Consider the following 17,177-nt stretch of genomic DNA (forward strand, 5'->3'; position numbering starts at 1 on the left):
ACCGGGGTGTGCCGGGCACACCCCGCCTCTCTCTTATTCGCTACGGGCAACAGCAGGTTTCAGCGTGGTGGCGTCGCCACCTTCCAGCAGATGATCGCTGGCGGCAGCAGCACGCTGGCGATGGGTCAGCAGGTAGTAGGCATAGGCCACGGCCAGGCTGCCGGCAAAAATCAGCGCCAGCAACTGGTTGTACCAGATCATGGCCAGCAGGCATACCGCCGCGCAGGCCAGTGCCAGGCCGGGCAGCAGCGGGTAGGCTGGTGCGCTGAACGGACGGGTCAGGGTGGGTTCGCTGCGGCGCAGTTTGAACAGGGCCAGCATGGACACGATGTACATCACGATGGCACCGAATACCGACAGGGTGACGATGTTGGCGGTCAGCGGCTGACCGGCAATCTGGATCAGGTCGTCACTGAAGATGGCGGCAATGCCGACCATCCCGCCCACGATGATGGCGCGATGCGGTGTCTTGAAGCGCGGGTGGATCACCGCCAGCATCGGCGGCAGATAACCAGCGCGGGCCAGCGCGAAAATCTGGCGCGAATAGCCCATGATGATGCCGTGGAAGCTGGCAATCAGGCCCAAGAGGCCCAGCCATACCAGCATGTGCAGCCAGCCGCTGTTGCTGCCCACGATCAGCTTCATCGCCTGCGGCAGCGGGTCGTTGATGTTGGCCAGCTTGCTCCAGTCACCGGCACCGCCTGCCATGATCATCACGCCCATGGCCAGCGCCACCAGGGTGAGGATGCCGGCTACATAGGCGCGCGGAATGGTGCGGCTGGGGTCCTTGGCTTCCTCGGCGGCCATGGCAGCGCCTTCGATGGCCAGGAAGAACCAGATGGCAAACGGAATGGCGGCAAACATGCCACCGATGGCGCTCAGGCTGAAGCTGTCGCCACCGGCCCAGCCGTGGTGGGTGAAGTTGTCCCAGCTAAAGCCCGGCGACACCACGCCCATGAACAGCAGCAATTCGAAAATGGCCAGCAGGGTGACGACCAGTTCGAAGGCGGCGGCCACGCTGACACCGACGATGTTCAGCGCCATGAACACGATGTAAGCACCGCAGGCAATCCACTTGGCGCTCAGCTCGGGAAACTGCACGTTCAGATAAGCACCAATGGCCAGCGCAATGGCCGGCGGGGCAAACACGAATTCGCACAAGGTGGCAAAGCCGGCGACAAAACCGCCCACCGGGCCAAAGGCGCGGCGCGCATAGGCAAACGGGCCGCCGGCATGCGGAATGGCGGTGGTCAGCTCGGTAAAGCTGAAAATGAAGGCGGTATACATGATGGCGACAAACACCGAGCTGAGCAGAAAGCCCAGCGTGCCGGCCTGGGCCCAGCCATAGCTCCAGCCGAAATATTCTCCCGAGATCACCAGCCCGACGGCGATCCCCCATAGTTGCCAGCCGCCCAGCTTGCGCGCCAGGCCGTGATTGCTGTTGCTCATGACATTTCCTCTTTTTTGACTCACTTCTCCCTGCCCGGTGCGATGGCATCCGGGGTCTGTGATGTATGCTAGGCAGGCTGGTGCAAGCGGCGTTATCGGAAATCGGAAAACAAGAATCACCGCTTGCGCGCTCTGCCGCTGCTCTGCGCGGTACCTGGTCGTGACCGTGCAAGAGTCATGCCCGGACCATGATGGCTGGTGGTGCGCGATGGCATGCTTGCAGTGCCGATTTGGCACCGGGATGAGGCATGCGGCTGGCGCAGATGCACCGAGGCGGGGAATTTGCCGATTTACGATAGCGCTGGCGCAGAAAAGCGCCATCAGGGCTGGTGTGCTTCTTGCTAATCATCTGCAGGATCAACGATTTCACGGAGCCGCAGATGGACCCGCTGGCACATGGCTTATCACTGCAGTTTGTCACCCGCCTGGCCGATGATGCTGCCGATCAGGCCGCCTTCATCAGTGGCTGGCAGCAGGATTACGCGCAGATCTCCTGTGGCCGTTTTTCCGGTCGGCTGGATGAGCTGTGCCTGGGGCGCTTGCAGGTGTTCCGCGAATACTCGGCCCGCGAAACCTACCAGCAATGCCAGCCGTGGCAAGGTGCCATCTGGTTTGGCATTCCGGCACCGGGCAGTGGTGAGCGCTTGCGCTTTCATGGCCGCAGCGTGCCTCCTTCCGCGGTGCTGGTGGCCATGGGCGGCACCGACTTCACCTTGCGCACCCCGGACGACTTCACCATTTACGGCATCGTGCTGGAGCAGCAGGTGCTGGCGCAGCGCCATCTGGAGCTGTTTGGCCGCGAGCTGCCGCCGCTCTGGCTGCAGACGGCTGCGGTCTGCCTGGCACCAGACACGCACCAGGCCTTGTGCGGACAGATTGCCGAACTGCTGGCGCTGGCGCGGCAAACCCCGGACAGCATTGGCCGCCAATTACTGCTGGATTGTTCGGTGGATGCCTTGCTGCTGGCCTTGTCACAGTCTGCCGCAGAACCATTGCTGCGGCGTGAGGGCAGCAGTCAGCGCCACTGGCAATGGGTGGAGCAGGCACGCCAGCGCGCCTTGCAGCCGGCGCAGAACTGGCTGAGCGTGGAGGGTTTGTGCCGTGAGCTGCATGTGACACGCCGTACCCTGCAGAACGGCTTTCAGGAAGTCACCGCCATGAGTCCGCTGCCTTTCCTGCGCGCACTCCGGCTTAATCAGGTGCGTCGCCTGCTGCGCTCACCGGTCAGCGGGCAGGAGAGTATCCAGCAACTGGCCGAAGACTGGGGTTTTGCCAGTCCCAGCCATTTCAGCTACGACTATCGCCGCCTGTTTGGCGAAACGCCCAGCCAGACCCGGCAGCGGCCACGCCACTAAGCCGACATCAGCCGCCTTGCTGCGCCAGTTGCTGTTGCACCAGCATGCCCACGCGGGTGAGGGCGGCGACATAGCGCTCGTCCAGCGGATAGCAGCAGGACAGGCGCATGGCATTGCGGTAGCGCCCGCCGGGTGAATATAGCGGACCTGGCATGATGCTGATGTTTTCGGCAATGGCGGCATGAAACAGCGCCACGCTGTCGCAGCCTTCCGGCAGTTCCAGCCAGATCAGAAAGCCGCCGGCCGGGTCGGTGGCGCGGGTGCCGGCCGGGAAGTGACGGGCAATCAGGCCACGCACTTTTTCCACATGCTGGGCGTAATGGCGCTTGAGCGCCCGCAGGTGGTGGTCGTAGCCACCGGATTCCAGAAACGCGCCCAGCGTTTCGGACAGCACCATGGGCTGGGCCACCGAAGAAGCAAACTTCAGCTTGCGCAAGGCCGCGCCAAAGCGGCCGCCTTCCATCCAGCCGATGCGAAAATCCGGGGCCAGCGTCTTGGTGTAGCTGGTGCAGAAGATGATCCAGCCATCTTCGTCAAAGGCCTTGGCCGCCGGGGCCTGGGTGTCGCTGAACTGCAGCTCGGCATACAGCCCGTCCTCAATCAGCGGCACCTGATAATGATTCACCAGCCGCGCCAGCCGCTTTTTGGCTTCCAGCGGCATGCTGCAGCCCAGCGGATTATGAATGTTGGGCATGGCCACCAGCGCGCTGATGCGGCCTTCGGACAGTAACAGCTCCACCGCATCCACCGACAAGCCGTGTTGCGGGTCGGTGGGAATCTCCACCGCCTTCAGGCCCAGGCTGGCAAACAGCGGCAGCAGGTTGAAATAGGTGGGCGATTCCAGCCCCACCGCATCGCCCGGCTTGGTGACGGCGCGCAGTGCCAGTTGCAGTGCTTCCATGCAGCCATTGGTGAGGATGATGTTTTCCGCCTGCAAGGCCATGCCCAGCTCCATGCTGCGGCGGGCAATCTGCACCCGCAGCCGCTCCGAGCCGGGCGGCAGGGCATAGGTGCTGACCATGCCGGGCTGACGCCGCAATATCTGCCCCATCAGCCTGGCCAGCTTGTTGCCGGGGTAGAAGTCGCTGCCGCGCGGGCAGGCCAGTGCCAGGTCGATGAAGCCGGGGGTTTGCTGCGCATCCAGCACTGCGCCGATCAAATCCAGTACCTTGCTTTCGGTGGGCTTGGCGGCGCTGCTCTGAGTCATCACCGGGCGGGCGGGGGAGGGCAGGCGCGCCCGCACATAGTAGCCGGACTGCGGCCTGGCCTCGATCAGCCCGCGGTCTTCCAGCACCCGGTAAGCCGCCACCACGGTGTTCAGGCTCAGTTGCCGGCTTTGCGAGGTACGCCGTACCGATGGCAGGCGTGAACCGGGCGGCAGGGTGCCGCGGGCAATGGCCAGCGACAGGTCTTCGGCCAGTTGCTGGTACAAGGTGGCGTTGGGGGCGCTGGTGCGCGGCAGGATGTCTGGTGGCATAGGCAGGTATTCCGGGCAGGGCTGAGGCAAGCATCAACAATGCCGCAGCACGGCAACTGGCGACAGTGACAGTGCTCATCATAGTCTGTGGTGACAGTTGCGGTAAATGTATAACTGTCACCATGACAATAGTGAATTGTTGCGGCTGTCACCATCTGGCGCTGTGGCCTTAGCATGATGAAAACGCATCACCAACCGGGTCGATGCATTGCCCTGAGGAGCCCTCACATGCTGGAAGCCGCCTTGCTGTCCTATGTGGGTGTGATGTCCATCACGCCTGGTCCCAACAACCTGATGCTGGCCACTTCCGGCGTCAATTACGGCTTTCGCCGCACCCTGCCGCACATGCTGGGCATCAGCCTGGGTTGTTCGGCCCAGGTATTCATTACCGCCAGCCTGCTGGCCTGGGCCTTGCAATGGATACAGGTGGCGCGGCTGCCGCTGGCGGTGGCCGGCTGTATCTATTTGCTGTGGCTGTCGTGGAAAATTGCCCGTTCTGCCGCACCGCAGGGCGGGGAGGGCGGCAAGCCGATGAGCTTTCTGGCGGCGGCGCTGTTCCAGTGGGTCAACCCCAAGGCCTGGGTGATGGTGCTTAATGCCTCAATCCTGTTCATGCCGGCCGCGGCGGAAACCCGGCTGAGCGCCGCCTTGTTGCTGGCGCTGGTGTTTGCCGTGGTCAATCTGCCCTGTATCAGCCTGTGGGCCTGGATGGGCGAGCGGCTGCGCCATCTGCTCAGTGCCGCTCCGGCCTTGCTGCTGTTCAATCTGCTGATGGGTCTGCTGATGGGAGGCACCGCGCTGTGCTTGCTGCTGGATGAAATCCGCCATGCCTGGCCGGGGCTGCTGTAAGCTGAGCTTATGTCCCGATCTGGCAGTGTCTTGTCTGCTGGTGGCATTCTGCCTCAGTCCGTGTCGCCTTAGACTGTGTCCCTATTTCACAGGGAGCATGGATATGGACAAGGCAGCACTGCTGGTGATTGATGTGCAGGATTCCTTTTTGCAGCGCGACTACTGGGACGAAACCGCCTTGCCGCCGTTTCGCCAGCACGTGCTGGCGCTGATTGCCGGCGCGCGCGCGGCAGGCATCCCGGTGGTGTATGTGCTGCACGAGGATGGCGACGGCCCGTTTGCCGCGGCCAGTGGCTTTGTGCGGCCCATGGCCTGGCTGCCGGCCAATCCGGATGCCATCTTCATCAAACACGTGCACAATGCCATGCTGGATTCCGGCCTGCAGCCCTGGCTGGCCCAGCGTGGCATCGGTAAGCTGCTGGTGTCGGGCATCCGCACCGAGCAGTGCTGCGAAACCACCACTCGGGTGGCGTCCGATCTGGGTTTTGCGGTGGATTTTGTCAGTGAAGCCACCATGACGTTTGCCATGCGCCATCCGCTCAGCGGCAAGCTGTACAGCGCGGAGGAAATCCGCGAAAAGACCGAGCTGGTGCTGGCCGGACGTTTTGCCGACATCGTCACGGTGGAGCAGGCGCTGGCGCGGCTGTAGACCACCTATTTATCCGGCAGGCAGGCCATGGCGGCCTGCTGCTGTTACGGAGCAAGTTTCATGCCCTTGAAGGATGTATTGCAGGCGCTGGCCATCGTGCTGATCTGGGGCGTCAATTTCGTGGTGATCAAGTACGGCGTAGCCGATGTGCCGCCCTTGTTGCTGGGGGCCTTGCGCTTCATGCTGGCGGCCTTTCCGGCGGTGTTGCTGGTGCGCCGGCCCACGCTGCCCTGGGGCTGGGTGGCGGCGTATGGCTTGACTGTGGGAGTGGGGCAGTTTGCCTTTTTGTTCTCCGCCATCAAGCTGGGCATGCCGGCCGGACTGGCCTCGGTGGTATTGCAGTCGCAGGCTTTCTTTACCCTGATCCTGGCCGGGCTGATGCTGCATGAGCGCTGGCAGGCGGCGCAAATCCTGGGCCTGCTGTGTGCCTGTGCCGGGCTGGCGCTGATCGGACTGGCCAAGGGCGGCAGCATGACCGCCATTGGCTTTGGCCTGACGCTGGCGGCGGCGTTCTGCTGGGCGGCATCCAATATCATTGTGCGCTTGATGGGCAAGGCCGGGCACAAGGTGGAGCCGCTTAACCTGGTGGTGTGGTCCAGCCTGGTGCCGCCGCTGCCCTACCTGGCCTTGTCCTGGTGGCTGGAAGGGCCGCAGCGCATGGAAATCGCCTTGCGCCATTTCTCGCTCGGCTCTTTCCTGGCGGTGGCCTATCTCGCCTTCATGGCCACCTTGCTGGGGTATGGCATGTGGAGCCGCCTGCTCAGCCGCCATCCGGCCAATAAAGTGGCCCCATTCTCCTTGCTGGTGCCGGTGGTGGGGGTGCTTACCTCTGCGCTGTTGCTGGGCGAACGGCTGAGCCTGTTGCAGGCCGCGGGCAGCGTGCTGTTGCTGGCCGGACTGGTGGTGAACGTGTTTGGCGGCATGCTGCTGGCACGCTGGCGGCGCGGGGTGGTGGCCCATGGCGCGTGAAGTCTGGTTTGTCCTGCCGCCGCGTTTCATGCTGCTGGACTTCGCCGGCCCGGCCGAAGCGTTTCGTATTGCCACCGAATTTGGTGCGGACTTTAGCCTGCATTACGCGGCAGTGGCACCTGCCGTCCGCTGCTCACTGGGCTTGCCGCTAGGCGGCATGGAGGCGCTGCCGCAGCAACTGCCGGATGACAGCCTGATCATCATCCCCGGTGCCGATTGCTCGGCTGAAGCCTACGCCATGCCCGAGGCGCGGCAGATTGCCGCCTGGCTTGGCCGTTGTTTTGATCCGCAGCGCCATGTGCTGGCCACCGTCTGTTCGGCGGCCTTGCTGGCCGGTGCCGCCGGTTTGCTGGCCGGGCGGCAGTGTACCACCCATCACAGTCTGATCCAGCGCTTGCAAGTGAGCGACCGTAGCGCAAGGGTGCTGGAAAACCGGGTATTCGTGCAGGATGGGCCGCTTTGGACCAGCGCAGGCATTACTGCCGGCATTGATCTGGCACTGCAACTGATCAGCCTGTTGGCCAGCCCGGCCATTGCCCGCGATGTGGCGCGCGAGATGGTGGTGTATTTCCGCCGCTCGGCTCAGGATGTGCAGTTGTCACCGTGGCTGGCGCATCGCAATCACCTGCATCCCGCGGTACACAAGGTGCAGGACCTGATAGCCGCCAGCCCGGAGCGGGACTGGAGCCTGGCCGCCCTGGCCGATCAGGTGCATGTCAGTGTGCGCCATCTGTCGCGGCTGTTTCGCGAGCATGCCGGGGTGTCGGTGCATGATTATCATCTGGCCCTGCGGGCCGCCCTGGCCCGTCAGTGGCGCGCTGCCGGGCTGTCCAAGGAAAAGGCGGCGCTGGCTGCCGGGTTTTCATCGGCCCGTCAGTGGCAGCGGGTGCAACAGACAGCGGCGGCATCTTGACAAAAATTAACTAAAGTAAAGCCAGGTGCAGTCGATATAATGCTGACGCTGCGCCCGCGTGCGCCTGCCTTTGTCCCAAGAACAAGTAGAAATGGTCACCGTCATGAACATCCGCACCTGCCGTATGGCCGCCGTATCCCTGTTGCTGGGTCTGACTGCCTGTGCCTCGGCCAGTCAGCCTGTTGCCGAAGCGCCGCGCACTGCGCCCGAACCTGCTGCCAGCAATACCGTGTTTACCGGCGTGGGCTATGCCGGTGCCGGTATCGAGCCGGAAGCGCCCCGTGTGGTGGTGAAGGAAATCAATCCCAATGCGCCCATCGTCATCCGGGCGACCGGCAGTGGCGCAGCACCGTATTCCTCGGCACTGACCCCCTCGCAGCGCAAGCTGCTGTCCATGCGCGCCGCTCGGCTGGATGCCTTCCGCTCCATTGCCGAACAGGTGCAGGGCATGAAACTGGTGGGTAACAGCTCGGTGGCCAATATGGTGGCCACCAGCGACGGTTTCCGCACCTATGTGGATGCCTACCTGCGCGGCGTGCGTCTGGTGTCCACCAATATGCTGCCGGATGGCACCAGCGAGGCCGTGGCGGAAATCACCCTGGATCAGGATTTCTACAAGCAATACAAGAATGCGCTGGAAAAAACGGGTAGTGTAATGAAGGCCGCCCAGCAAAATGGCGTGGCTGGTCTGGAGTGCGCCGAAGGCAACTGCGGTGCTACCCGTTATGAAAGCAATTACTACGTAGCCCACTGATGACGACACGGCTTCTGTCCCGCATGGTAGCCGCCCTTGTGGCGGCTTTTGCATTGTCTGCCGCCTTGCATGCCGCCCCCATCGTGGCCGAAGGGGTGGCCGATATGGATGCCGGCAGCCCGGCGGCGCGCGAAATGGCCATCCGCGATGCCCTGCAGCAGGCCGCCATCAGCAATGGTGCCGAGCTGCAATCGCTGCAGTTGCTGGATTCCGGCAATCTGAGTGAAAGCAGCGTGCTGTCCGCACCATCCTTGCAGGGCAAGGTCAAGATACTGCAGGAGTACAGCAGCGACGGCATGTATCACGTGCGGCTGAGCATAGACCCGCAAGCCAGTGCCGCCGGTCCGGTAGGGGCCGCGCCGCAACCGGCGCAAAATGCCAGTTGCGGCATGCCGGCTGGCCGTAGCCTGCGCCGCAAGTTGCTGACCACTTATTTTTATGTGGTGAATCCGGCAGAAGCCAACGACCTGCGCAATCTGGCCAGCAGCCTGCCGGCAGAGCTGGCCCGCCGTTTGCGCCAGCAAAACCGCTTTGATGTGCGCAATGCCGGACACCTTACCGTGTTGAGCAATATGGCCGCGGATGAGCCGGTGGCCGGCTGGGAAACGGTGCGTGAACTGGGGCGGCGTGAAGATGTGCAGTTCGTGGTGGCCGGGCGGGTGTTGTCCACCGGCGTGGTGGGCAAGAGTCTGCGCCATACCATGTATGAATCCAACAATACCAGCCAGCAGGGTGCTTACTACACCGGGCCGCTGGCCGGGCTGTTTGGCGGTGCTTTCAAATATGCCGCTTCGGCACGCCAGTTCGACCTGGAAGTATGGGTGTACGATGCGCTGACCGGCGCGGTGCTGGCTGACCAGCGCATCAGCCGCATTGCCCAGGGCAAGGTGGTGGCGCAGTTGCCGGTGGATTTTGCCACCGCTGCCTTCTGGCAGGGCGATTACGGCAAGGTGGTGGATGCGCTGCTCGACCAGGCCAGCCGCCAACTGGTGGATGTGGTCAGCTGCATTCCGCTATCGGCCAAGGTGGTGAAAGTGGAAGATGGCCGGCAGGTATTTGTCAATGTCGGTGGTTTGGATGGCATGAAGGTGGGCGACCAGATGCTGCTGTACAAGCCGCGTTCGGCCCAGATCGTGCGCAGTGGCGGCGGTGTGCGTGAGCTGGGCGTGCCAGAGGAACTGTCCGGCACCATCACCATTACCCAGGTCCAGCCCAACTTCTCCATTGCCCAGGTACAAAGCGCCAGGCTCAAGGTGGAAGAGGGCGATTACGTCCGTTTCATGACCCGGCGTTGAGCCCCTGTAAAGAAGCCCCGCGTAATGCGGGGCTTTTTGCTGGAGCTGGTTGCTTCAGGCCTGCTCGGCAAACTGCAGCAGCGCATCGCCGGCCAGGCGGTATTTCACCCATTCGGACTGGGCGGCAGCACCAAAGGATTCATAGAAATCAATGGCTGGCTGGTTCCAGTCCAGCACGCTCCATTCGAAGCGGCCACAGCCGCGGGCAACGGCCAGTTGCGCCAGGTGACGCAACAGTTTTTTGCCGGCACCACTGCCACGTCCTGCCGGGGTGATGTACAGGTCTTCCAGATACAGGCCGTACTTGCCCTGCCAGGTGGAATAATTGAAGAAATATACTGCATAGCCCACCGGCTGCTCGTCCTGCAGGCAAATCAGGCCATGGGCGGTGGCATCCGGCCCGAACAGGGAGTTTTCGATGTCAGCCACGCTGGCCACCACCTCGTGTTCGGCTTTTTCGTAAATGGCCAGTTCGCGGATAAAACCCAGAATCAGTGCAGCATCGGCACGGGTGGCGGGGCGGATGGTAAGGGTCAAGAGCAACTCCTGCTGCGGGTCGGCAGACCCGTCTGCTTCGGCATGATGAAAAAAGGCCGGTTACCCGGCCCGGATGTTTCTGTCAGCAAGCGGTCAGCCCGCCAGCCAGTTGCCAGGATGCGCCTCCAGCCAGGTTTTGATGCTGCGCGCATCATTAACGCGGGCGGAATTGCCTCCAGCGGCCAGCAGCACGATGATCAGCGGCTGCGAACCCACGGTGGTCTGCATCACCATGCAGCGCCCGGCTTCCTGGATGTAACCGGTTTTCTGGATGCTGATGTCCCAGTTACCCTCGCGCACCAATGCATTGCTGTTGCGATACTGCAGCACACGGTTGCGAACCGAGACGATCTGGTGCTCCGGCGTGGTGGTGAAGGTGCGGATCAACGGGTAGTTGTGCGCGGCTTTCACCATGCGGGCCAGGTCGTGCGCGGTGGAGGTGTTGCGCAGATCCAGACCGGTCGGGTCGTAGAACACGGTTTCGTTCATGCCCAGGCTGCGCGCCTTCTTGTTCATGCGCTCGACAAAGGCGGCAGTGCCGCCGGGCAGGGCGGTGCGGGCCAGCGTGGCGGCGGCACGGTTTTCCGAGGACATCAGTGCCAGCAGCAGCATTTCCTTGCGCGGCAGCGTGGTGCCCACGGCCAGGCGCGAGGTGGTGTTTTTCAACCGGTCGATCTCGGCATCGGAAACCGTGACTTCCTGATCCAGTGATACTCCCGAATCCAGCAGCACCATGGCGGTCATCAGCTTGGTGATGGAGGCGATGGGCATGCGCTGGTGGATGTTTTTTTCGTACAGCGGCTCGCCGGTATTGCCATTAAGTACCAGTACCGAATGTGAATTCAGGCGTGGTACGGCATGGTCTGCCATCTGGCTGGCTACCATGACGCCAGGCGGCGCGGCCACTGCCGGCATCGCCAGGGCGGCGGAAACCAGCAGGGCGGCAAATTTTCTCAGCATAAGAGATACACTCCCGTGTCTTGTCGGTGGAGATACAGCCTGTCAGAAAACATGCTTACATCATGTTGATGTGCAAGGATTCTTCATCTCGGCTCGTGATCGGGTTGCTTACATTTTAAACAATGTTTTGCCATTGCGGCAGGCAATTTTCAGATAAATTCTGTTGCGAATCGGGAGTGAGTTCCACACCTTATCGGCGTAAAATCGTTGGACTTGAACCCGCGCGAAAACACCATGCTGCTTACCTTCCCGGATAGTCCTTTCCGTCTGCATCAGCCATTCCCGCCTGCTGGCGACCAGCCCACTGCCATTGCCCAGCTGGTTGAGGGGCTGGAGGATGGCCTGTCCTATCAAACCCTGCTGGGGGTTACCGGTTCGGGCAAGACCTTCACCATGGCCAATGTCATCGCCCGTACGGGCCGGCCCGCCATCATCATGGCGCACAACAAGACGCTGGCGGCGCAGCTATACAGCGAAATGCGCGAGTTCTTCCCGGAAAACGCGGTTGAGTATTTTGTCTCCTATTACGATTATTACCAGCCGGAAGCCTATGTTCCCAGCCGGGATCTGTTCATTGAAAAAGACTCCAGCATCAATGAACACATCGAGCAGATGCGCTTGTCCGCCACCAAATCCATTCTGGAGCGGCCGGACTGCATCATCGTGGCCACGGTGTCGGCCATTTACGGTATTGGCGATCCATCCGACTACCACCAGATGATCCTGCACCTGAAAGAGGGCGAAACCACGCCACAGCGCAGCATCATCAGCCGCCTCACCACCATGCAGTACGACCGCAATGATGTGGATTTCGGCCGCGGCACCTTCCGCGTGCGCGGTGATGTGATTGACATCTTCCCGGCGGAAAGCAGCGACACCGCCTTGCGGGTCAGCTTGTTTGACGATGAAGTGGAAACGCTTACCCTGTTCGATCCGTTGACAGGCGTCACCAAACAGCGGGTGGGCCGCTACACCGTGTTTCCGTCCAGCCACTATGTGACGCCGCGCGACACCGTGCTCAAGGCTTGCGAAAAGATCAAGCTGGAGCTGGCCGAGCGCATCCAGTGGTATCAGAAGGAAGGCAAGCTGGTGGAGGCACAGCGCATTGAGCAGCGCACCCGCTTTGACCTGGAAATGTTGTACGAGATGGGCTTTTGCAAGGGCATCGAAAACTACTCGCGCCATTTTTCCGGCCGCGCACCGGGCGATGCGCCGCCCACCTTGATTGACTACCTGCCCAAGAACGCGCTGATGTTCATCGACGAATCCCATGTCACCGTGCCGCAGGTGGGCGCGATGTACAAGGGCGATGCTGCGCGCAAGAGCAATCTGGTGGATTACGGTTTCCGCCTGCCGTCCGCGGTGGATAACCGGCCATTGAAGTTCCACGAATTCGAACAACTGATGCCGCAAACCATCTTTGTTTCCGCCACCCCGGCTGCGTATGAGAAAGAACACGCCGGTCAGGTGGTGGAGCAGGTGGTACGTCCTACCGGCCTGGTAGACCCGGTGATCGAAATCCGCCCGGTGGCCACCCAGGTGGACGATTTGCTGTCGGAAATCCGCCTGCGCATGGACCTGGGCGAGCGGGTGCTGGTCACTACGCTCACCAAGCGCATGGCCGAGCAATTGGCCGACTACTACACCGAGCACGGCATCAAGGTGCGCTACCTGCACAGCGATATCGATACCGTGGAGCGAGTGGAAATCATCCGCGACCTGCGCCTGGGCATGTTCGACGTGCTGATCGGCATCAACCTGCTGCGGGAAGGGCTGGATATTCCGGAGGTCAGCCTGGTGGCGATTCTGGATGCCGACAAGGAAGGCTTCCTGCGCTCGGACCGTTCGCTGATCCAGACCATAGGCCGTGCCGCGCGTAACCTTAACGGCAAGGCACTGCTGTACGCCGACCGCATTACCGACTCCATGCGTCGTGCCATGGACGAAACCGAACGCCGCCGCGCCAAGCAGCTGGCCTTCAATGCCGAGCATGGCATCGTGCCACAGGGCATCAACAAGAAGATCAAGGACATCATCGACGGCGTGTACAGCGTGGAAGACCAGCGCAAGAAGCTGGTGGATGAAGCCAAAGTGGCGATGATGGACGAAAAGACGCTGGCCAAGGAAATCAAGCGGCTGGAGAAGGAAATGATGGAAGCGGCGCGCAATCTGGAATTCGAAAAAGCCGCCCGCCTGCGCGACGAATTGAAGGCGCTGAAGGAAAAGATGTTCATCAGCGATCTGTAACCCGCATTTATTGCCAGCCCGCTCGCGCTTTCTGCAAGGAAAGCGAGGCACCCTTCTTCAATTGGCAGGGCAAGGGCAATGGCGGGGAAGGGGAAGGGGAAGGGGAATCGATGGGAGGCTGCGGCAGCAATCCGCGAGTCGAAAGTGCTGGCGGTGCCGGAGCGCTGTGCCAGCGCAGCCAACGACGTTGTCAGCAGCTTGAAGCCCCGTCAGTGTGATGCTGACGGGGCTTTGTCTTGCCGGCCTTGTATTTATACAGTCTGGGCTGCCTCGGCTGCCAGTTGCTGCTTGCGGTAGCGTTGGGCCAGCACGGCGCAGGTCATCAGTTGAATCTGGTGAAACAGCATCAGTGGCAACACGATGGAACCGATGGGATGGCCGGCAAACAGTACCTTGGCCATCGGCACGCCGCTGGCCAGGCTTTTCTTGGAGCCGCAGAACACGATGGTGATCTGATCGGCGCGGTCAAAACCCAGTTTGCGGCTGGAGTAGGCAGTCAGCCCCAGCAGGATGGCCAGCAGCAGGCCGCACACCACCAGCAGGCCCAGCAGCGATTGCGGCGGGGTCTGCTGCCACAGGCCGGTAATCACCGCGGCGCTGAAGGCGGTGTACACCACCAGCAGGATGGAGCCCTGATCCACATAGCGCAGCAGCGGCTTGTGCTTGTCCACCCAGCCGCCAATCCAGCGGCGGGCAATCTGCCCGGCCACAAAGGGCAGCAGCAGTTGCAACACGATGTCGGTGATGGAGCCCATGCCCTGATCAGCGCCGTGATGGCTGATCACCAGCATGCCCACCAGCAGCGGCGTGATGAAAATGCCGAAGATATTGGACGCCGTGGCACTACAGATGGCCGCCGGCACATTGCCTTGCGCCATCGAGGTAAAGGCAATCGACGATTGCACGGTGGACGGCAGCATGCACAGGTAGAGCACGCCCAGATACAACTCCGGCGTCACCAGCGGGCCCAGCAGCGGCTTGAGCGCCAGTCCCAGCACAGGAAACAACACAAAAGTGCAGGCCATCACCGTCAGGTGCAGCTTCCAGTGGGTGGCCCCGGCAATCACGGCTTCGCGCGACAGCTTGGCCCCGTGCAGGAAAAACAACAGGCCGATAGCCAGGATGGTAATCAGGTTCATGGCCTGCGCCACTTCGCCCTGGCAGGGAAACAGGCTGGCCAGGGTGACCGTGGCGATCAGCGCCAGGGTGAAGGAATCAATCATTTTCAACATGGGGCACCATCGGGCAGCAAGAAATCAGCTTGCTATTGAACCGCGAAAGCATTCAGACTACAAATTGATTTATTGGATCAATACATGATTATTTCTTATGAATATAAGTCTGCGTCAGTTACAGGTGTTCCGTGCAGTGTCCCGCTTGCGCAGTTTCAGCCGGGCTGGCGATGAAATCGGCCTCACCCAGCCGGCAGTCAGCCGCTGTATCCGCGAGCTGGAATCGGAGCTGGGCATGCGCTTGCTGGACCGCACCACGCGCGAGGTGGAGCTGACCGCTGCCGGCCTGCGTTTTGCCGGCCAGTTGGCCCGCTTGCTGGACGAGTTGCAATTGCTGCTGGAAGAGGCGCGCAAGGAGGGAGAACAGGCCCACGGCACCGTACATATCGCCAGCAGCCCCACCTTGTCGGCCAGCCTGATGCCGGATTTGCTGGCGCAATGCGCGCGGCAGTTTCCGCATATCAGGCCGGTACTGCACGACCAGGTTCAGCGGCTGAACGTGGAAAGCGTGCGTAGCGGCGAGGTGGATTTTGGCATCGTGGTGGAACCCGGCGAGATGGATGATCTGGAATGCCTGCCGCTGCTGGATGACGGTTTCTGGCTGATCTGCCGCGACGATCATCCGCTGGCGGCGCTGCCTGCCGTGTCATGGCAGCAACTGGAAGGCTTGCCGCTGGTGTTGCTGGATTACAGTTCCGGCAGCCGTCCCATCATCGACCGCATTCTGCTGGCCCAAGGGGTGCGCTGCCCGGTGGCGCAGCAATTGGGCCATTCCAGCTCGGTCTTCCAGATGGTGCAGGCGGGCATCGGCATCAGCGTATCGCCGGGGCTGGCGCTGCCCTTGCCAGCCGGCAGCCGGCTGACGGTCAAACCATTGTTGCCGGAGCAGCGTCGCAACATCATGCTGATCCGCCGTCGCCAGCGCTCCTTGTCGCCGGTTGCCGAGCGCCTGTGGCAACTGGCCGTACAATTGGGACCACAACTGCAGGCCATCGCCAGCAGTCATGGCGCAGGCCGCACAGACGCCATGGCCTGATCAGGATGACTTGAGCAAGCGCCGGTCCGGGTTTTCTGCTAGCCTGCCGGCATCCGTGGCCAGGCTGCTGGTCGCTGCCTTTGTTTACTTCCGGACCTTCCAGATGCCCAAGACCCTGCGCCCGCTGGCGCTGCTGCTGGGACTGCTGCTGTGTGGCAACAGTCATGCCGACCAAACCATCGTGCTATTGCGCCATGCCGAAAAACCGGCGGCCGGGCTTGGCCAGATCAGTTGCCAGGGATTGAACCGGGCCTTGGCGCTGCCGGCGGTATTGCTGCGCAAGTTTGACCGTCCGGCCGCGCTGTTTGCCCCCAATCCCGGCATACGCAAGAAAGACGCTGGCGTGCCGTACAACTACATCCGCCCGCTGGCCACCATCGAACCTACCGCCATCCGGCTGGGCATGCCGGTGAATACCGATTTTGGCCTGGATGATCTGGATGCCCTGCAGGCGGCCATCACCCAGCCAGCGTATCGGGACGCCACGGTGTTCGTGGCCTGGGAGCATCGCCTGGCAGCCAAGCTGGCCGCGCAGTTGCTGGCGGCTAACGGTGCAGATCCCTCCTTGGTGCCGGCATGGCACTACAGCGATTTCGACAGCCTGTATGTCGTCACTCTGCAGCAGCAGGCCGGGCAGACGCGGGCCAGCTTCCGGGTGGAGCAGCAGGGCTTGAACGATCAGGCGCAGACCTGCCCCGGTGACAAGTGACAAAAACCGCTGACAAGCCCTGCTGCTGTGTTGCGTCTTCTTGTCCCAAGCACGCTGGGCTTTTGTTAGCCGCGCCAAGACCAAGCAGGGTTTGACCCATGTGAGGTCGATGCGTCCCGTGGCAGCCTGACAAGCTGTCTGGCGGGCGGCTGTGGTGTGTTGCTGCAGTGCAGTAGAACTCAGACTTTTCTGAGCGATGACAGGCAGGTATAGTGCTGCCCGGCTGTGTCCGTGTGCGCCACCCCGGCGGTGGCCGCGATGCAGCCACGCCGCCACGGTTACTAGCGGGCGGCGGCTGGTCCATCACTTTGTCTGACACGCTCAATGATGAACGCTCCTGCCACTGTCACTTTCAATCCCTGTCTGGATTGCGGCGCCTGCTGCGCCAGTTTCCGTGTTTCCTTCTATTGGGCCGAGGCCGACAGCCTGGGATTGCCCGCTGCCATGGTGCAGCAGCTCACCCCCTGGCATGCCTGTCTTGCCGGCACCAATCAGCCCGCGCCACGCTGCCAGGCCCTCGTGGGCGAAGTAGGGCAGTCCGTGTCCTGCAGCCTGTATGCCCAGCGTCCCTCTCCCTGTCACGAGGTGCAGGCCGGCGATGCGCAATGCCGCAAAGCCCGGCACAAGCATGGCCTGCCCGCATTGCCCATGCTGGCGCTCAGTGAAGGCTGAGGCGGGCCGCAGGCTCTGCTCCGCGGCGGCTGCGGGCGCGGCCTGAGCGTCATTTCCAGCCAGACCCGGCCGGA

At 62.2% G+C, this 17,177-nt stretch carries 16 protein-coding genes; 11 read left to right on the plus strand and 5 right to left on the minus strand.

Annotation, left to right across the window (positions count from 1 at the left end):
• Positions 1-33: 33 nt before the first annotated feature.
• Positions 34-1,449 carry an ethanolamine permease gene (eat, locus tag DLM_RS04785; protein WP_089085218.1) on the minus strand — a complete coding sequence of 472 codons (1,416 nt, stop codon included), beginning with the start codon at positions 1,447-1,449 and terminating at the stop codon, positions 34-36.
• A gap of 380 nt (positions 1,450-1,829) precedes the next feature.
• Between eat and DLM_RS04790 the strand changes: the two genes are divergently transcribed.
• The gene (locus DLM_RS04790) at positions 1,830-2,804 is read left to right on the plus strand and encodes a helix-turn-helix domain-containing protein (protein ID WP_089085219.1); all 975 of its coding nucleotides are present in this window, start codon (positions 1,830-1,832) and stop codon (positions 2,802-2,804) included.
• A gap of 7 nt (positions 2,805-2,811) precedes the next feature.
• Here DLM_RS04790 and DLM_RS04795 read toward each other — a convergent pair whose 3' ends face one another.
• A complete protein-coding gene (locus DLM_RS04795) occupies positions 2,812-4,281 on the minus strand; it encodes a PLP-dependent aminotransferase family protein (protein ID WP_089085220.1) in 1,470 nt (489 codons plus the stop codon).
• A gap of 228 nt (positions 4,282-4,509) precedes the next feature.
• Here DLM_RS04795 and DLM_RS04800 point away from each other — a divergent pair, with 228 nt between their 5' ends.
• The 6 genes from DLM_RS04800 (at position 4,510) to DLM_RS04825 (ending at position 9,710) form a co-directional block, all read left to right on the plus strand.
• Positions 4,510-5,130, plus strand: coding sequence for a LysE family translocator (locus tag DLM_RS04800; protein WP_089085221.1), 621 nt, complete (start codon positions 4,510-4,512; stop codon positions 5,128-5,130).
• A 103-nt stretch (positions 5,131-5,233) separates the two neighbouring features.
• Complete coding sequence (locus DLM_RS04805; protein WP_231960060.1) at positions 5,234-5,779, plus strand: isochorismatase family protein; 546 nt, start codon at positions 5,234-5,236, stop codon at positions 5,777-5,779.
• Positions 5,780-5,839: 60 nt separating this feature from the next.
• Entirely contained in the window at positions 5,840-6,748 is a 909-nt protein-coding gene (locus DLM_RS04810; RefSeq protein ID WP_089085223.1) for an EamA family transporter, read from the plus strand.
• Positions 6,738-7,661 (plus strand): GlxA family transcriptional regulator, encoded by a 924-nt coding sequence (locus DLM_RS04815; RefSeq protein WP_089085224.1) that lies wholly within the window; start codon positions 6,738-6,740, stop codon positions 7,659-7,661. The genes DLM_RS04810 and DLM_RS04815 overlap by 11 nt, the downstream gene beginning before the upstream one ends.
• Before the next feature lie 103 nt (positions 7,662-7,764).
• Positions 7,765-8,415, plus strand: coding sequence for an LPP20 family lipoprotein (locus DLM_RS04820; RefSeq protein WP_089085462.1), 651 nt, complete (start codon positions 7,765-7,767; stop codon positions 8,413-8,415).
• Positions 8,415-9,710: a flagellar assembly protein T N-terminal domain-containing protein gene (locus DLM_RS04825; protein ID WP_089085225.1), complete on the plus strand. Its 1,296-nt coding sequence runs from the start codon at positions 8,415-8,417 to the stop codon at positions 9,708-9,710. The genes DLM_RS04820 and DLM_RS04825 overlap by 1 nt, the downstream gene beginning before the upstream one ends.
• Before the next feature lie 54 nt (positions 9,711-9,764).
• On the opposite strand, the gene DLM_RS04830 is transcribed toward DLM_RS04825, so the two are convergent.
• Both DLM_RS04830 and DLM_RS04835 read right to left on the minus strand, forming a co-directional pair.
• Entirely contained in the window at positions 9,765-10,247 is a 483-nt protein-coding gene (locus tag DLM_RS04830) for a GNAT family N-acetyltransferase (RefSeq protein ID WP_089085226.1), read from the minus strand.
• Positions 10,248-10,340: 93 nt separating this feature from the next.
• A complete protein-coding gene (locus tag DLM_RS04835) occupies positions 10,341-11,207 on the minus strand; it encodes a serine hydrolase (RefSeq protein WP_089085227.1) in 867 nt (288 codons plus the stop codon).
• A gap of 234 nt (positions 11,208-11,441) precedes the next feature.
• On the opposite strand from DLM_RS04835, the gene uvrB reads away from it, so the two are divergent.
• Positions 11,442-13,454: an excinuclease ABC subunit UvrB gene (gene uvrB / locus DLM_RS04840; RefSeq protein ID WP_089085463.1), complete on the plus strand. Its 2,013-nt coding sequence runs from the start codon at positions 11,442-11,444 to the stop codon at positions 13,452-13,454.
• A 251-nt stretch (positions 13,455-13,705) separates the two neighbouring features.
• Here the strand turns inward: uvrB and DLM_RS04845 are convergent, their stop codons facing one another.
• The gene (locus DLM_RS04845) at positions 13,706-14,686 is read right to left on the minus strand and encodes a bile acid:sodium symporter family protein (protein WP_089085228.1); all 981 of its coding nucleotides are present in this window, start codon (positions 14,684-14,686) and stop codon (positions 13,706-13,708) included.
• A gap of 97 nt (positions 14,687-14,783) precedes the next feature.
• Here DLM_RS04845 and DLM_RS04850 point away from each other — a divergent pair, with 97 nt between their 5' ends.
• The 3 genes from DLM_RS04850 (at position 14,784) to DLM_RS04860 (ending at position 17,103) form a co-directional block, all read left to right on the plus strand.
• A complete protein-coding gene (locus DLM_RS04850; protein WP_089085229.1) occupies positions 14,784-15,722 on the plus strand; it encodes a LysR family transcriptional regulator in 939 nt (312 codons plus the stop codon).
• 103 nt (positions 15,723-15,825) lie between these two features.
• Positions 15,826-16,431 carry a hypothetical protein gene (locus tag DLM_RS04855; RefSeq protein WP_089085464.1) on the plus strand — a complete coding sequence of 202 codons (606 nt, stop codon included), beginning with the start codon at positions 15,826-15,828 and terminating at the stop codon, positions 16,429-16,431.
• A 324-nt stretch (positions 16,432-16,755) separates the two neighbouring features.
• Positions 16,756-17,103 carry a YkgJ family cysteine cluster protein gene (locus DLM_RS04860; protein WP_231960061.1) on the plus strand — a complete coding sequence of 116 codons (348 nt, stop codon included), beginning with the start codon at positions 16,756-16,758 and terminating at the stop codon, positions 17,101-17,103.
• Positions 17,104-17,177 lie beyond the last annotated feature (74 nt).

The sequence above is a fragment of the Aquitalea magnusonii genome (genome assembly GCF_002217795.2).
Taxonomy (GTDB): domain Bacteria; phylum Pseudomonadota; class Gammaproteobacteria; order Burkholderiales; family Chromobacteriaceae; genus Aquitalea; species Aquitalea magnusonii_B.

Bases quoted from the DNA above. Each gene is read 5' to 3' on its own strand.
- DLM_RS04820 (WP_089085462.1), top strand. From the start codon at position 7,765: ATGAACATCCGCACCTGCCGTATGGCCGCCGTATCCCTGTTGCTGGGT.
- DLM_RS04850 (WP_089085229.1), top strand. From the start codon at position 14,784: ATGAATATAAGTCTGCGTCAGTTACAGGTGTTCCGTGCAGTGTCCCGC.
- DLM_RS04815 (WP_089085224.1), top strand. From the start codon at position 6,738: ATGGCGCGTGAAGTCTGGTTTGTCCTGCCGCCGCGTTTCATGCTGCTG.
- DLM_RS04805 (WP_231960060.1), top strand. From the start codon at position 5,234: ATGGACAAGGCAGCACTGCTGGTGATTGATGTGCAGGATTCCTTTTTG.
- DLM_RS04855 (WP_089085464.1), top strand. From the start codon at position 15,826: ATGCCCAAGACCCTGCGCCCGCTGGCGCTGCTGCTGGGACTGCTGCTG.
- DLM_RS04835 (WP_089085227.1), bottom strand. From the start codon at position 11,207: ATGCTGAGAAAATTTGCCGCCCTGCTGGTTTCCGCCGCCCTGGCGATG.
- DLM_RS04810 (WP_089085223.1), top strand. From the start codon at position 5,840: ATGCCCTTGAAGGATGTATTGCAGGCGCTGGCCATCGTGCTGATCTGG.
- DLM_RS04795 (WP_089085220.1), bottom strand. From the start codon at position 4,281: ATGCCACCAGACATCCTGCCGCGCACCAGCGCCCCCAACGCCACCTTG.
- DLM_RS04845 (WP_089085228.1), bottom strand. From the start codon at position 14,686: ATGTTGAAAATGATTGATTCCTTCACCCTGGCGCTGATCGCCACGGTC.
- DLM_RS04800 (WP_089085221.1), top strand. From the start codon at position 4,510: ATGCTGGAAGCCGCCTTGCTGTCCTATGTGGGTGTGATGTCCATCACG.
- uvrB (WP_089085463.1), top strand. From the start codon at position 11,442: ATGCTGCTTACCTTCCCGGATAGTCCTTTCCGTCTGCATCAGCCATTC.
- DLM_RS04860 (WP_231960061.1), top strand. From the start codon at position 16,756: ATGATGAACGCTCCTGCCACTGTCACTTTCAATCCCTGTCTGGATTGC.
- DLM_RS04825 (WP_089085225.1), top strand. From the start codon at position 8,415: ATGACGACACGGCTTCTGTCCCGCATGGTAGCCGCCCTTGTGGCGGCT.
- DLM_RS04790 (WP_089085219.1), top strand. From the start codon at position 1,830: ATGGACCCGCTGGCACATGGCTTATCACTGCAGTTTGTCACCCGCCTG.
- eat (WP_089085218.1), bottom strand. From the start codon at position 1,449: ATGAGCAACAGCAATCACGGCCTGGCGCGCAAGCTGGGCGGCTGGCAA.